The organism is Olsenella uli (assembly GCF_016899935.1).
GTDB lineage: Bacteria > Actinomycetota > Coriobacteriia > Coriobacteriales > Atopobiaceae > Thermophilibacter > Thermophilibacter uli_B.
The window spans coordinates 104,284-119,163 of sequence record NZ_JACJJK010000001.1 but is presented as its reverse complement, the minus strand read 5'-3'; the positions used below and the strand labels follow the sequence as shown (position 1 = coordinate 119,163).

Annotated in this window: 12 protein-coding genes; 11 read left to right on the top strand and 1 reads right to left on the bottom strand. The window is 69.0% G+C overall.

Going from position 1 to position 14,880, the window contains the following annotated elements:
• Positions 1-326: 326 nt before the first annotated feature.
• The gene (locus tag H6A07_RS00560) at positions 327-1,406 is read right to left on the bottom strand and encodes an aldose epimerase family protein (RefSeq protein ID WP_204812332.1); all 1,080 of its coding nucleotides are present in this window, start codon (positions 1,404-1,406) and stop codon (positions 327-329) included.
• Positions 1,407-1,573: 167 nt separating this feature from the next.
• Between H6A07_RS00560 and H6A07_RS00555 the strand changes: the two genes are divergently transcribed.
• From H6A07_RS00555 to H6A07_RS00505, 11 genes are all read left to right on the top strand, one after another.
• Positions 1,574-2,599, top strand: coding sequence for a LacI family DNA-binding transcriptional regulator (locus H6A07_RS00555; protein WP_239470950.1), 1,026 nt, complete (start codon positions 1,574-1,576; stop codon positions 2,597-2,599).
• Positions 2,600-2,671: 72 nt separating this feature from the next.
• Positions 2,672-4,345 (top strand): formate--tetrahydrofolate ligase, encoded by a 1,674-nt coding sequence (locus H6A07_RS00550; RefSeq protein ID WP_204812330.1) that lies wholly within the window; start codon positions 2,672-2,674, stop codon positions 4,343-4,345.
• Positions 4,346-4,370: 25 nt separating this feature from the next.
• Positions 4,371-4,997 carry a cyclodeaminase/cyclohydrolase family protein gene (locus H6A07_RS00545; protein ID WP_342636518.1) on the top strand — a complete coding sequence of 209 codons (627 nt, stop codon included), beginning with the start codon at positions 4,371-4,373 and terminating at the stop codon, positions 4,995-4,997.
• Complete coding sequence (locus H6A07_RS00540; RefSeq protein ID WP_204812326.1) at positions 4,994-5,848, top strand: tetrahydrofolate dehydrogenase/cyclohydrolase catalytic domain-containing protein; 855 nt, start codon at positions 4,994-4,996, stop codon at positions 5,846-5,848. The genes H6A07_RS00545 and H6A07_RS00540 overlap by 4 nt, the downstream gene beginning before the upstream one ends.
• Before the next feature lie 48 nt (positions 5,849-5,896).
• A complete protein-coding gene (folE, locus tag H6A07_RS00535; RefSeq protein ID WP_204812324.1) occupies positions 5,897-6,502 on the top strand; it encodes a GTP cyclohydrolase I FolE in 606 nt (201 codons plus the stop codon).
• A 246-nt stretch (positions 6,503-6,748) separates the two neighbouring features.
• Positions 6,749-8,083, top strand: a complete 1,335-nt coding sequence (locus H6A07_RS00530; RefSeq protein WP_204812322.1) for a bifunctional folylpolyglutamate synthase/dihydrofolate synthase — start codon at positions 6,749-6,751, stop codon at positions 8,081-8,083.
• Positions 8,084-8,151: 68 nt separating this feature from the next.
• Positions 8,152-8,586, top strand: coding sequence for a double zinc ribbon domain-containing protein (locus H6A07_RS00525; RefSeq protein WP_075576701.1), 435 nt, complete (start codon positions 8,152-8,154; stop codon positions 8,584-8,586).
• Between the two features lie 311 nt (positions 8,587-8,897).
• A complete protein-coding gene (thrS, locus tag H6A07_RS00520) occupies positions 8,898-10,661 on the top strand; it encodes a threonine--tRNA ligase (RefSeq protein ID WP_204812320.1) in 1,764 nt (587 codons plus the stop codon).
• A 15-nt stretch (positions 10,662-10,676) separates the two neighbouring features.
• Positions 10,677-10,991, top strand: a complete 315-nt coding sequence (locus H6A07_RS00515) for a PLP-dependent transferase (protein WP_204812318.1) — start codon at positions 10,677-10,679, stop codon at positions 10,989-10,991.
• A gap of 203 nt (positions 10,992-11,194) precedes the next feature.
• Entirely contained in the window at positions 11,195-13,816 is a 2,622-nt protein-coding gene (adhE, locus tag H6A07_RS00510; RefSeq protein ID WP_204812316.1) for a bifunctional acetaldehyde-CoA/alcohol dehydrogenase, read from the top strand.
• A gap of 39 nt (positions 13,817-13,855) precedes the next feature.
• Positions 13,856-14,629, top strand: a complete 774-nt coding sequence (locus tag H6A07_RS00505) for an aminoglycoside phosphotransferase family protein (RefSeq protein WP_204812314.1) — start codon at positions 13,856-13,858, stop codon at positions 14,627-14,629.
• Positions 14,630-14,880 lie beyond the last annotated feature (251 nt).

Here is a 14,880-nt window from a genome sequence, read left to right as displayed (position 1 = left end):
TCGTGCCGGGCGGGTCCGCTTTTGTCGGGGCGTGTCCCCATTGCGTCCGGGAATTGGCGGGGTTGTTCCGGAGGGTTCCGAGAATCGGCGTTCCTGTCCCGACGGGTTCCGGGAATCGGCGTTCTTGTCGCCCGCGTGTCCGGAAATCCGGGAGGTTGCGCGCCCGGACGCCGCTCGTTCCGCGCAACCCCGGAGATTCCCGGAAGCCTCTGGAACAAGCCCCGCAGTTTCAAGATCGCAGGGCGACAAGAACGCCGATTCCCGGACACAACGAGAAGGGCCCCGCGAACGGGGCCCCGTACGGAACGGACTTTCCGGCGCGCGGCCTAGACCGTCGAGAAGCGATACACGATGGTCTGCGAGTAGGGGCGTCCCGGCTCACAGACAGGCTGCGGCCAATCGGGGTGATGGGGCGCATCCGGATAGAACTCCGGCTCGAAGGCGAGGCCGTGGCGCGGCCGGTAGGAGGCCCCGTCTTTGGTGAGCGGGGCGTCGTCCTCAAGCCAGTTGCCGGTGTAGAGGTGGGCGCCCGGCATGGTGATGAGGACGTCGAGCGCGCGCCCGCTCGCGGGGTCCTCGGCGCGCATCGCGTGGCGCGGCTCGCCGCCCGGCTCCCACCCGCGCACGCAGAGGCAGTGGTCGTAGCCACGGGCGCGCGCGAGCTGCTCGCAGTCCGCCTCGATGTCGGCCCCGAGCGCCTTGGGCGCGCGGAAGTCGAAGGGGGTCCCGGTCACGTCGCGGACCTCGCCCTCGGAGACCGAGTCCTCGCGCAGGGGGAGGAAGGCGTCCGCGTCCACGGAGACGACCTCGTCGAGCACGCTGCCGGCGTCGTGCCCCGCGAGGTTCACGTAGGCGTGGCTCGTCATGTTCACGTACGTCCTCGCGTCCGTGGTGCACCCGAAGCCGATGCGCAGCTCCACGACGCCGTCCTCGGGCTCGCTCAGGTCGTAGGACGCGGTGAACGTGCGTTTTCCGGGCAGACCCAGCTCGCCGTCCGCGAGGGCGCAGCTGAGGCGCAGCGCCTCGTCGCCCTCGGTCGATCCGACCTCCCAGAGGCGCTTGTGCAGGCCATGCATGAGGTCGGAGTGGAGGTTGTTCTCGCCGTGCGCCCCGTCGTTTCCCGGCAGGTGGTAGACGACGCCGTCGATCGGGACTTCGGCGCGGTCGGTGCGGTTGGCCATGGGGCCGATGACGCCCCCGTAGCACGCGCCGTTCTCGCCGGCGTAGCCCTCCACCGACGCAAAGCCGAGAAGGACGTCGGCCGTGGCGCCGGTGCGGTCGGGGACGTCTATCCCGACGAGCGTCGCGCCGAAGTCCGAGACGCGCACGCGCGCGTGCTCGGAGCGGAGCGTGTAGACGTGGGCCTCGGCGCCTGCGGGCGTCGTGCCGAACGAGGAGACCTCCATGCGTGCTCCCTTCCTGTCGCAGGCGGGCGGATGGGCGCCGCTCGCCGCCTGCTCCCGTGCGGACCCTAGGCAGATGTTAACGTACACATAGGGCGGGTGCACCGGTCGCGCGCCCCGTTTGCCGCCAGGACGGCGGAACAGCTCGCAGACGGTCGGGGAGGGGACGGATGGAGAGGATCGAAGGCTCGGCTGCGGACGCCCGGCCCGTCTCCATGGCCGAGGTCGCCCGGGCGGCGGGGGTCTCGCAGCAGACCGTGTCCCGCGTGGTCAACGGTCAGGCCAACGTCAGCGAGCGGACGCGGGAGCGCGTGCTCGCCGCGATTCGCGAGCTCGGGTTCAGGCCCAACTTCGCGGGCAAGTCGCTGCGCAGCGGGCGCTACAACTCGCTGGGGCTGTGCCTCTACAACGTCGACCAGTTCGGCAACCTCGCTACCATCAAGGGGATCCTCTCCGCAGCGGGCGAGATGGGCTACGCCGTGACCACGCTCGAGATGGACGACCGCGTCCCGCTCTCGCTCGCCGAGGCAACGCGCCGGATGATGGCGCTGCCCATCGACGCCCTCATCATCAGCATGAGCATCAAGGCGAGCGACTTCGAGCGCTTCACGCCCCAGCCGGGGCTCTCCACGGTGCTGCTCTCCATGTACGAGCACCCGCTCTGCACGACCGTCGACTCGGACCAGTACGAGTGCTCGCATCTCGTCATGGAGCACCTCTTCGCGCACGGCCACCGAGAGATCCGCTTTGTCAGCGGGCCCACCTACTCGGTGGATTCGGTCTTCCGCGAGAAGGGCTGGCGAGACGAGCTCTTCGCGCGCGGCCTCTACGTCAGCGAGCCGCTGCGCGGCGACTGGACCGCCGAGAGCGGCTACGAGGCAGGCGCGCGGCTCGCCCGCGACCCGAGGGTGACCGCCGTCTACGCGGCCAACGACCAGATGGCGGTCGGCATCTGGACGGCGCTTCGGGACGCCGGCAGGCGCGTCCCCGAGGACGTGAGCGTCGTGGGGGTGGACGACTCGCTCGAGCGCACCCTGCCGCGCCTGCACCTGACCACGGTCCGCTTCGACCTGTTCGGGCGCGGGCGCACGGCGGTCGAGCACGCGCTGCTCGGGTCCGCGCCGGGCTACCAGCCGGTGGCCATCCGCATCCCGCCCGCGCTCGTCGAGCGCGACAGCGTGGCGGACGCGCCCTGAGCCCCGAGCCGCATGCGTCCCCGCGCCGCGTTATAGTAGTCACAACTGTGGCGACGTACGAGAGGGACGACTATGGCCGAGTACAAGTCCGACATCCAGATTGCGCAGGAGGCGGAGATGCTGCCCATCTCCGAGGTCGCGGCGCGGGCGGGGCTCACGGAGGAGATGCTCGAGCCGTACGGCCGCACCAAGGCCAAGGTGGACATCCACTCCCTCGCCGACCGTCCCGCCAAGGGGAAGCTCGTCCTGGTCACGGCCATCAACCCCACGCCCGCCGGCGAGGGCAAGACCACCACGTCGGTGGGCCTCGCGGACGCGATGAACCGCCTCGGCCACCAGACGATGCTCTGCCTGCGCGAGCCCTCGCTCGGGCCGGTCTTTGGCATCAAGGGCGGCGCCGCAGGCGGCGGCTACGCCCAGGTCGTCCCGATGGAGGACATCAACCTGCACTTCACCGGCGACTTCCACGCCATCGGCGCGGCCAACAACCTCTGCGCCGCGATGCTCGACAACCACATCAAGCAGGGCAACGAGCTGGGCATCGACCCGCGCCGCATCGTCTGGAAGCGCTGCGTGGACATGAACGACCGCCAGCTGCGCAACGTGGTGGACGGCCTCGGCGGCGTGGCCGACGGCACGCCCCGTCAGGACGGCTTCGACATCACCGTGGCCTCCGAGGTCATGGCGGTCTTCTGCCTCGCGACCGACCTCGCCGACCTCAAGGCGCGCCTCGGCCGCATGGTGATCGCCTACACCTACGACCGCAAGCCCGTGACCGTGGCGGACATTCGCGCCGAGGGCGCCATGACGGCGCTGCTCAAGGACGCCATCAAGCCCAACCTCGTGCAGACGCTCGAGGGCAACCCCGCCTTCGTGCACGGCGGCCCCTTCGCCAACATCGCCCACGGCTGCAACTCCGTGGAGGCCACGACGACGGCCCTCAAGCTCGCCGACTACGTGGTTACCGAGGCGGGCTTCGGCGCGGACCTCGGCGCCGAGAAGTTCCTCGACATCAAGTGCCGCGCCCTGGGCGTGGCCCCCTCCGCCGTGGTCCTCGTGGCCACCGTGCGCGCGCTCAAGTACAACGGCGGCGTCCCCAAGACCGACCTCGCCGAGGAGAACCTCGAGGCGCTCGAGGCCGGCCTGCCCAACCTGCTGCGCCACGTCTCCAACATCAAGGACGTCTGGGGCCTGCCGGTCGTGGTGGCCATCAACGCCTTCCCGACGGACACCCCTGCCGAGCTCGCCCTCGTCGAGCGCCGCTGCAACGAGCTCGGCGTGAACGTCGCCCTCTCCGAGGTTTGGGCCAAGGGCGGCGAGGGCGGCGAGGCCCTCGCGAACGAGGTCGTGCGCCTCTGCGAGGAGCCGTCGGACTTCCGCTACGCCTACGAGCTGGAGGGCGGCATCGCCGACAAGATCGAGGCGATCGCCACGAGGGTCTACCACGCGGACGGCGTGGACTTCACGGGCCCGGCCCGGCGCCAGCTCGCCCAGCTCGAGGAGCTCGGCTACGGCAACCTGCCCATCTGTATGGCCAAGACCCAGTACTCCTTTACCGACGACCAGACCAAGCTGGGCGCGCCGGAGGGCTTCCGGATCACGGTCCGCAACCTCCGCGTCTCTGCGGGCGCCGGCTTCATCGTGGCCCTCACGGGCGACATCATGACCATGCCGGGCCTGCCCAAGGTCCCGGCCGCCGAGAAGATCGACGTCACGCCCGACGGCCGCATCGTCGGCCTGTTTTAGGCCCAGCGCACGAGGAGGGATGCCCGTGGACGAGAGGCTCACGGAGCTCAGTTGCGAGGAGTTCGCCGACCGGCTCGCCTCGGACGAGAGCGTTCCCGGAGGGGGCGGGGCGGCGGCGCTCGTCGGCTCGCTCGCCGCCGCGCTCTGCTCGATGGCGGGGTCGCTCACGGTGGGAAAGCCGAGGTTCGCCTCGGTCGAGCCCGAGGTGCGCGAGATCATGGAGGACGCGGAGGACGTGCGCTTCCGCCTGCTTGAGCTCGTCGGCGACGACGCGGCGGGCTTCTCGCCCGTGCTCGAGGCCTACGCGATCCCGCGCGACGACCCGCGCCGCGCCCCCGCGATCGAGCGGGCGGTCCGGGGCGCCTGCATGGCGCCCCTGGCGATGATGGGGGAGTGCTGCCGCGCGATCGTGCTGCTCGAGGAGATGGAGGGGCGCTGCTCGCGCCTGCTCGCCTCGGACGTGGCCTGCGGCGCGCTGCTCGCCGCCGCCGCCCTCCAGGCGGCGAGCGTCAACGTCTTCGTCAACACCGCCGCCCTGCCCGCCGACGACACCACCTCGAGCATCGAGTCCGCCTGCGCGGAGATGCTCGACGAGTTCGTCCCGCGCTCGCGCGCCGTCGCGCGCCGGCTCGCGGAGAGGTCGGTCCGGTGACGGCGCGCCTGCTCCGGGGAGCCCCGGTCGCGAAGGCCCTCTCCGAGGGGCTCCGCACGCGCGTGGACGCGCTGGCGGCGCGCGGCGTCACGCCGACCCTCGCCGTCGTGCGCGTGGGCGAGCGGCCCGACGACCTCGCCTACGAGCGCGGGGCTCTCAGGCGCTGCGAGGGCGTCGGCGTGGCGACGAGGTCGCTCGTCCTTCCCGCCGACGTGAGCCAGGAGGTCCTTCTCGGCACGATCCGGGACGTGAGCGCGGACGACGCGGTCCACGGCTGCCTGCTCCTGCGGCCGCTGCCCGCGCACCTCGACGAGGACGCGGCCTGCGCCGCTCTTGACCCCGCCAAGGACGTCGACGGCGTGACCGATGCCTCCCTCTGCGGGGTCTTCTCCGGCCGCGAGGTCGGGTTCCCGCCGTGCACGGCGGAGGCGGTGCTCGCGGTGCTCGATCACTACGGCTGCGAGCTCGAGGGCGCGCGCGTCGTCGTCGTGGGGCGCTCGCTCGTCATCGGCCGGCCGGTCGCGATGATGCTTCTGGCGAGAAACGCCACCGTCACGATGTGCCACACGCGCACCGTCGACCTGGAGGGCGAGCTCCGCCGCGCCGACGTCGTGGTCGCGGCCGCCGGGCACGCCGGCGCCGTCCGCGCGGGCGCGCTGCGCACGGGGCAGGTCGTCATTGACGTGGGCATCAACTGGGACGAGGGGAGCGGCTCGCTCGTCGGCGACGTCGACCCCGCCGCCGAGGGCGTCGTGGGCGCGATCACGCCCGTCCCGGGAGGGGTCGGGTCGGTGACCACGGCGGTCCTCGCCGCGCACGTGGTCGAGGCCGCCGAGAGGAGCTGCCGATGAGGCTGGTTGGGTCTGTCAACGGGCGCGTGGGCGCCGAGGGGGAGTTACATGTCTGACGATCACGCACGCGCGACGAACGCCCAGGGGTTCCGCCCGATCGACCGGCCGCGCGTCGAGGCGGCGGTGCGCGAGCTGCTGCTCGCGGTGGGGGAGGACCCCGACCGCGAGGGGCTTCTCGGCACGCCCGACCGGGTGGCGCGCGCCTGCGAGGAGATTCTCGGGGGCATGCAGGAGGACCCCGGCGCCCATCTGCGCAAGCAGTTCCACGAACCGGGCAACCAGGAGATGGTGATCGTCAAGGACATCCCGTTCTCGTCGCTGTGCGAGCACCACATCCTGCCCTTCACCGGCCGCGCGCATGTCTGCTACATCCCGCGCGATGGCCGCATCACGGGGCTCTCCAAGATCGCGCGCTGCGTCTCCGGCTACGCGCGGCGCCTGCAGGTCCAGGAGCGTCTCACCGGGCAGATCGCCGACGCCCTGGTCCGCGAGCTCGACCCGCTCGGCGTGCTCGTGGTCCTGGAGGCCGAGCACACGTGCATGACCATGCGCGGCATCCGCGCGGCCGGCGCGCTGACCACCACCTCGGCGGTGCGCGGCTGCCTGCGTGACCTCAAGACCCGCGAGGAGGCCCTGCGCCTGCTCGGGCTGTAGCGTCTGTCTGCGAGCGCCCGGACGGGGAACGTCCAGCGCTCGGACAGCTTGCCGAGAAGAACGCTCGGCAAGAACTCGCGGCGGACGTTCCCCGTCCGGGCGCTCGCCGCGCGTCATACGTTCCCGGTTTTCCTCGCAGCGGGTTCGCGGGCATATCCCGCCGCGAGTTCTTGCCGCGCCCTCTGCGGCAAGCTGTCCGAGCGCCGGGGTATGCCCGCGAACCCCACCATACGAGAAGAAATGGAGATGGCTGTGTACAAGGTGCCGTTTGAGGTTCCGGAGACGACGTATGCGGAGGCGCTCGCGCATGTGCGCGGGGCGCTGCGCTTTGGCATCGAGCCGCTGCTGGAGACCGTGGAGGACATGCTCGCCGAGCTGGGCGACCCGGACCTGGCCTTCGAGTGCGTGCAGATAGCAGGCACCAACGGCAAGACGTCGACCGCGCGCTACACGGCCGCGATCCTGGCGGGCGAGGGCCGGCGCGTCGCCCTCTACACGTCACCCGAGCTCGTGAGCTACACGGAGCGCATGGAGGTCGGCGGCGCTCCGGTCTCCGAGGAGGCCTTCGCGCACGGGGTCGCGGCGGCGCGGCTCGCCGGCGAGCGCGTGAACGCGCGGCGCGCGGCGGCCGGCGAGCGCCCCTACGACGTCACCGAGTTCGACCTGCTCACGGTCGCCGCGATGGTCGTCTTCGCCGAGGCGGACGTGGACGTGACGGTGCTGGAGTGCGGCCTCGGCGGCCGCTGGGACGCCACCTCGGCGGCCAAGTCCATCCGCGCCGTCGCCGTGACGGGCATCGGGCTCGACCACATGAGGATCCTCGGGAACACGCTCGAGGAGATCGCGGGCGAGAAGGCCGCGATCATCAAGCCCGGCCGCGCGTGCGTCCTGGGGGCCGGCACCGCCGAGCCGGCGAGCGTGAACGAGGTGTTTCTCGCCCGGTCGCGCGAGGCCGGCGTCACGCCCGTCCGCCCCGGCTTCGAGATCACCAAGCGCCCGCACCGCCTCGGCGCGCCGCTCGAGCTCACCGTCACGACGCCGCGTGCGACCTATGCCGAGCTCGCGGCGCTCAAGCCCGCCTACCAGGCCGCCAACATCGCCTGCGCCGTCGCGCTCGCCGAGGCCTACCTGGGCCGCGCGCTCGACGCGGAGGCGCTCTTCACCTCGGTCGTCCGCTGCCCGACGCCGGGGCGCTTCCAGCTGCTGCGCCCCGAGCCGCCCGTGCTCATCGACGCCTGCCACAACCCGCAGTCGGTCGAGGCGTTCCTCACGGCGGTGGCCGACGTCGCGCCGGAGCGCGACGAGCGCCCCGTCCTTCTCGCCGCCGTGCTCGCGGACAAGGACGTGGCGGGCATCGTGCGCCTCCTGGCCGAGGCGTTCCCGCGTGTGGCCGTCACGCAGACCGCGAGCCCGCGCGCGCTGCCGGCCGCCGAGCTCGCCGAGCGCTTCGCCGCCGCCGCCGCGGAGGTCGTGGGGACGTATCCGACGGTTGAGGCCGCCGCGTCGGCATTGTGTGAAGAATCGTACGTCGCATGCGGGTCGATCACCCTCGCGGGGGAGCTTGCGGGCCTCTTCCGGTAGCTTTTGCTACAATCCCGTTTGAATGTGGCGGCGCGACGCCGCGCCCAAAGTCCGAAGGAGTCCCCGACATGCAAGAACTTCTCGACCAGCTCATCACGCCCGAGGTCCGCATGGTCCTCTACCTGATGGTCGTGTGCGTCGTCATGCTCTACATCCTCTCCATCGTCTACGTCATCCGCGACGCCCAGCGCCGCGGCGCGGAGCCCTGGTGGATGTGGGCCATCATCTCCGTGATCCCCATCGTGGGCCTGCTCGCCTACGTCATCCTGCGCCCGAGCTCCTACCTCATCGACCGCGAGGAGCAGGACCTGGACATCGCCCTGCGCGAGCACCAGCTCTCCCACTACGGCATCTGCCCCAAGTGCGGCGCCCCCATCGACCGCGACTTCGTGGTCTGCCCGATTTGCAACACGCAGGTCCGCAACGTCTGCCCCACCTGTCACCGGCCGCTGAACGCCGACTGGAAGGTCTGCCCCTACTGCCGCACCCGCATTCAGCAGTAGCGGCGCACGTCCTGCACCCTGCCTGAGAGGGCCCGTTCGCGCGGGCCCTCTTCTTGTGCTCGGCGACCCGCCCGGACAATCGTGCCTCCTCGCGCATATCGCGCGCCCACTTGTGGTAAACCTAGGGGTGCAACCAAGACGAAGGGTCCAGATGCAGCGCATCGCCGCACATATCGCTCGAACGCAGACTATCTAGGCGTCTGTCCATCCCGGCCGGCAGGCCCCGGGCAGGCGCCGCATATCGCTCGACGTCGCACAGGCGGCGTGCGGGCGTTTTTCATGTTCACGCCCCCTGCAGAAAGGTGCATCCCATGAAGGTCCTGTACAACGACGGCCACATCGACGAGTGCCCGGCCGACGAGGTCACCCACGTCGTCCGCCACAGCGCTGCCCACATCATGGCCCAGGCCATCAAGCGCCTCTACCCCGAGGCCGACTTCGCCTACGGCCCGGCCACCGACAACGGCTTCTACTACGACGTCGACCTGCCCGAGGGCACCAAGGTCTCCGAGGAGGACTTCCCCGCGATCGAGGCCGAGATGAAGAAGATCGTGAAGGAGAACCTCAAGTTCACCGTCTTCGAGCTCCCGCGCGAGGAGGCCGTGGCGCTCATGGAGGAGCGCGGCGAGAAGTACAAGGTCGAGCACATCGGCGACCTGCCCGAGGACGCGCGCATCACCTTCTACCAGCAGGGCGAGTACGTCGACATGTGCGTGGGCCCGCACCTCACCTACACCAAGGCGCTCAAGGCCTTCAAGCTCACGGGCGTCTCCGGCGCCTACTGGAAGGGCGACAAGAACAACAAGATGCTCACCCGCATCAACGGCACCGCCTTCGCCACCAAGGAGGAGCTCGACGAGCACCTGCGCCTGCTCGAGGAGGCCAAGAAGCGCGACCACCGCAAGATCGGCCGCGAGATGGACATTTTCATGATGCGCGACGAGGCCCCGGGCTTCCCGTTCTTCCTGCCCAACGGCATGACCCTCAAGAACGAGCTGCTCCAGTACTGGCGCGAGATCCATCGCGCCGCCGGCTATGTGGAGATCTCCACGCCGATGATCATGAGCAAGGAGCTCTGGAAGACCTCCGGCCACTGGGACCACTACAAGGACAACATGTACTCCACGATCATCGACGACGAGGAGTACTGCATCAAGCCGATGAACTGCCCGGGCGGCGTGCTCGTGTACAAGAGCCACCCGCACAGCTACCGTGAGCTGCCCATCCGCGCCGGCGAGATCGGCCTGGTGCACCGTCACGAGATGCGCGGCGCGCTGCACGGCCTCTTCCGCGTGCGCTGCTTCAACCAGGACGACGCTCACCTCTTCGTGCGCCCGGACCAGCTCACCGACGAGATCGTGGGCGTGGTGAACCTCATCGACTCGGTCTACGAGAAGTTCGGCTTCACCTACCACCTGGAGCTCTCCACGCGCCCGGAGGACTCGATGGGCTCCGACGAGGACTGGGAGCGCGCCGAGGCCGCCCTGCGCCTGGCGCTGGAGAAGCTCGGCAAGGACTACGTGGTCAACGAGGGCGACGGCGCCTTCTACGGTCCCAAGATCGACTTCCACCTGGAGGACTCGCTCGGGCGCACCTGGCAGTGCGGCACCGTGCAGCTGGACTTCCAGATGCCGCTCAACTTTGACCTGGAGTACACGGACGCCGACGGCTCCAAGAAGCGCCCGATCATGCTGCACCGCGTGTGCTTCGGCTCCATCGAGCGCTTCATCGGCATCCTGATCGAGCACTTCGCCGGCAAGTTCCCCACGTGGCTCGCGCCCTGCCAGGTGAAGGTCCTTCCCGTCTCCGAGAAGAGCCGCGACTACGCGCGCGCCGTCACCGAGCGCCTGGAGGCGGCCGGCATCCGCGCGGTGCTCGACGAGCGCGACGAGAAGATCGGCTACAAGATCCGCGAGGCGCGCTCCATCGACCGCCCGCCCTACATGCTCATCCTCGGCGAGAAGGAGGTCGAGGCCGGCACCATCTCCGTGCGCGACCGCTCCAACGAGACCGTCACCCGCGACCTCGACGAGTTCATCGCCGACGTCACGGCCGAGATCGCCGAGCGCCGCTAGGCCCGGCCGAACGCGGTGGGCGAGAAGAACCTCGATCTTGCGGCCCTCCAGACGCTCTCGTCCCAGCTGGGGCGGGAGCGCTGGAGGGCCCTCTCTGACGCGGCGCAGGTGGTAGCCAACTACCTCGCGTGCCATCCGCGCGTGGAGGCCGTGCGCTACCCCGGCCTCAAGTCCGACCCCGACTTCCCGCGCGCCGCGAACACCCTCGTGGGCGGCTTCGGCCCGCGCGTGGCCTATCGGGCGACGGGGGAGTGGCACCTCTGGGAGGCCGACGGGCGCGACGCCCGCGACCAGGTCATGGACCTCGAGGCCGCGCTCGGGCGGAGGTGAGCCCGTTCCCCGCCCGGCGGTGGCGCTCGCTTGGCAAAAACGCCGCGCTCGCCGTCGGTGGGCGAGCGGCCGCGGGGTCATGCTATACTCAACCATGTATGCGCCCCGTGTGCATGCTGGTCCGAACCACCACGCTTTACCTTGTCCTTTGTACGACCGTGCTGCGATGCGTCGTCACACGGTCCGAGAAATAGGAGGAACGCATGGCAGAGATCGTCAGGACCCCGATCGACAGCGTCGAGGCGCTGCAGGAGCGCATCAAGGAGATGCGCGTCGCGCAGGCCGAGTTCGCCAAGTTCACCCAGGAGCAGGTGGACAAGATCTTCTATGAGGCCGCCATGGCCGCCAACAAGGCCCGCATCCCGCTGGCCAAGATGGCCGTCGAGGAGACCGGCTACGGTGTCATGGAGGACAAGGTCATCAAGAACCACTATGCCTCCGAGTACATCTACAACAAGTACAAGGACATGAAGACGTGCGACGTCATCTCCGACGACCCCGCCTTCGGCTACAAGCAGATCGCCGAGCCGCTCGGCCTCGTGGCCGCCGTCATCCCGACGACCAACCCCACGTCCACGGCCATCTTCAAGACGCTCATCTGCCTGAAGACCCGCAACGCCATCCTCATCTCGCCGCACCCGCGCGCCGGCAAGTGCACCGCCGAGGCCGCCCGCATCGTGCGCGAGGCCGCCGAGGCCGCCGGCGCCCCCAAGGGCATCATCGACTGGGTCGACGTGCCCTCCCTCGACATGACCTCCGAGCTCATGCGCTCGGCCGACATCATCCTGGCCACCGGCGGCCCGGGCATGGTCAACGCCGCCTACTCCTCCGGCAAGCCGGCCCTCGGCGTCGGCCCGGGCAACAACCCCGCCATCATCGACGACACCGCCGACATCGAGCTCTCCGTCAACTCGATCATCCACTCCAAGACCTTCGACTACGGCATGATCTGCGCCACCGAGCAGAACGTCATCGTCCTCGACAAGGTCTACAACAAGGTCAAGGCCGAGTTCCAGAAGCGTGGCTGCTACTTCCTCCAGGGCGACGAGATCGCCAAGGTCGGCAACACCGTCATTGTCAACGGCGGCGTGAACGCCAAGATGGTCGGCCAGCCCGCCCCCAAGATCGCCGAGGCCGCGGGCGTCTCCGTCCCCGCCAGCACCAAGGTGCTGATCGGCGAGGTCGAGTCCGTCGAGCCCTCCGAGCCGTGGGCGCACGAGAAGCTCACCACCATCCTCGGCATGTATCGCGCCAAGAACTGGGAGGACGCCCTCTCCAAGGCCGAGCGCCTCATCGCCGACGGCGGCTACGGCCACACGAGCTCTCTGTTCATCGACACGCGCGAGACCGAGAAGATGGCCGAGCACGCCAAGCGCATGAAGACCTGCCGCATCCTCATCAACACCCCGGCTGCCCAGGGAGGCATCGGTGACATCTACAACTTCAAGATGCCGCCGTCGCTGACCCTCGGCTGCGGCTCCTGGGGCGGCAACTCCGTCTCGGGCAACGTCGGCCCGCAGCACCTGCTCAACATCAAGTCCGTCGCAGAGAGGCGTGAGAACATGCTGTGGTTCCGTGTCCCCGAGAAGGTCTTCTTCAAGAAGGGCTGCATGCCCGTGGCCCTGCGCGAGCTCTCCGAGGTCTACGGCAAGAAGCGCGCCTTCATCGTCACCGACTCCTTCCTCTACAAGAGCGGCTTCACCAAGAAGATCGAGGCCTCCCTTGACGAGCAGGGCATCGTCTACTCCAGCTTCTGGTCCATCTCGCCCGACCCCAAGCTCCAGGACTGCCTGCGCGGCCTCGAGCAGGTCAAGGCGTTCGAGCCCGACTGCATCATCGCCATCGGCGGCGGCTCCGCGATGGACGCCGGCAAGATCATGTGGATGATGTACGAGCACCCCGAGGCCAAGTTCGAGGACATGGCCATGGACTTCATGGACATCCGCAAGCGCGTCTACACCTTCCCCAAGATGGGCGAGAAGGCCTTCTTCGTGGCCATCCCCACCTCCTCGGGCACCGGCTCCGAGGTCACGCCCTTCTCGATCATCACCGACGCCGAGACCGGCACCAAGTGGCCCATCGCCGACTACCAGCTCCTGCCCAACATGGCCATCGTCGACACCGACAACATGATGACCCAGCCCAAGGGCCTGACCGCCGCCTCCGGCGTCGACGTGCTCACCCACGCCCTCGAGGCCTACGTCTCCGTCATGGCGTCCGACTACACCGACGGCCTGGCGCTGCGCGCGATGAAGCTCGTCCTCACCTACCTCGAGCGCGCCTATGACGACGGCACCGACGTCGAGGCCCGCGACCACATGGCCAACGCCTCCTGCCTCGCCGGCATGGCCTTCGCCAACGCCTTCCTGGGCGTCAACCACTCGATGGCCCACAAGCTCGGCGCCTACCACCACATCGCCCACGGCATGGCCAACGCCGTCATCCTGACGCGCGTCATGCGCTACAACGCCGCCGAGCGCCCGGTGAAGATGGGCACCTTCCCGCAGTACGACCACCCCAAGACCCTCGCGCGCTACGCCGAGGCCGGTCGCTTCTGCGGTATCAAGGGCCGCACCGACCAGGAGGTCTTCGAGAACTTTATCGCCCGCATCGAGGAGCTCAAGGCTCACGTGGGCGTGCCCGAGACGATCGCCGGCTTCGGCGTCACCGAGGAGGACTTCCTCGCCACGCTCGACGAGATGTCCGAGAACGCGTTCAACGACCAGTGCACCGGAGCCAACCCGCGCTACCCGCTGATCTCCGAGATCAAGGAGCTCTACCTCGACGCCTTCTACGGCCGCGAGCCCAGCTCCTACGAGGACTAGTCCGCACACGTTCTTCTCGTTGCCCAGAAGGAGGCAGCAATGGAACTTTCCGACAGCAAGCAGGTCATCGTCGAGCGCCACAACAAGGTCGTCTACGCTGACGGCGATCGCATCGTCAAGGTGTTCAAGGCCACCAAGCCCGCGTCCGACGTCTTCAACGAGGCGCTGAACATCGCCCGCGTCGCCGAGGCCGGCGTCCGCGTGCCCAAGGTCCTCGAGGTCTCTCAGGTCGCCGACGGCTCCTGGGCCCTCTCCACGGAGTACGTCAAGGGCGTCACCATGCGCTCGCTGATGGACGCCGCCGAGGGCACGCCCGAGTACGACAAGCTGCTCGAGCAGTTCGTGGACTTCCAGATCGAGATTCAGGGCATCCGTGCCACCGACCTCATGAAGGACCAGAAGACCAAGATCGCCGGCATGGTCGGCAAGACGCCGAACCTCGACCCGTCCGTGCGCTACGACCTGCAGATGAGGACTGACCGCATGGCGCCGGGCCACAGCATCTGCCACTGCGACTTCAACCCGTCTAACGTGATCGTGGCCGAGGATGGCACGCTCTACGCCTGCGACTGGACCCACGTCACCCGTGGCCTTCCCGAAGCCGACGCCGCGATGACCTACATCCTCTTCAAGATGTATCACCCCGGCCACGCCGAGGCCTACCTCGACCTCTTCTCCAAGAAGGCCGACGTTGCCAAGCAGAAGGTGCACTACTGGGTGCCCGTCATGGCCGCCGCCGAGCTCTCCCGCGGCCGCAAGGACGCCGAGGAGTTCCTCCGCAGCCAGGTCGACGCCGCGGTCGACACCGACTAGCGCTTGTCGCATCGAGTGGCTTCGGGCCCGTCAGCCTTGCGGCTGGCGGGCCCTTCTCGTGAGGATGGGTCTTCGAGCCGCGCGTTCTTCTCGCCTTGCCGCCCCTCCGTTATTTGTCCTCGGCTTATCTGGGCAAACTATTCGAACCAGATTGACCCACATAGCGACGCCGAGAGACAAAAGCCAAGCTCAGACGTGCCCAGATAGGAACGAGGGTAGCTGTTGGTTGAGAAACTTTGCCCAGACAAGCA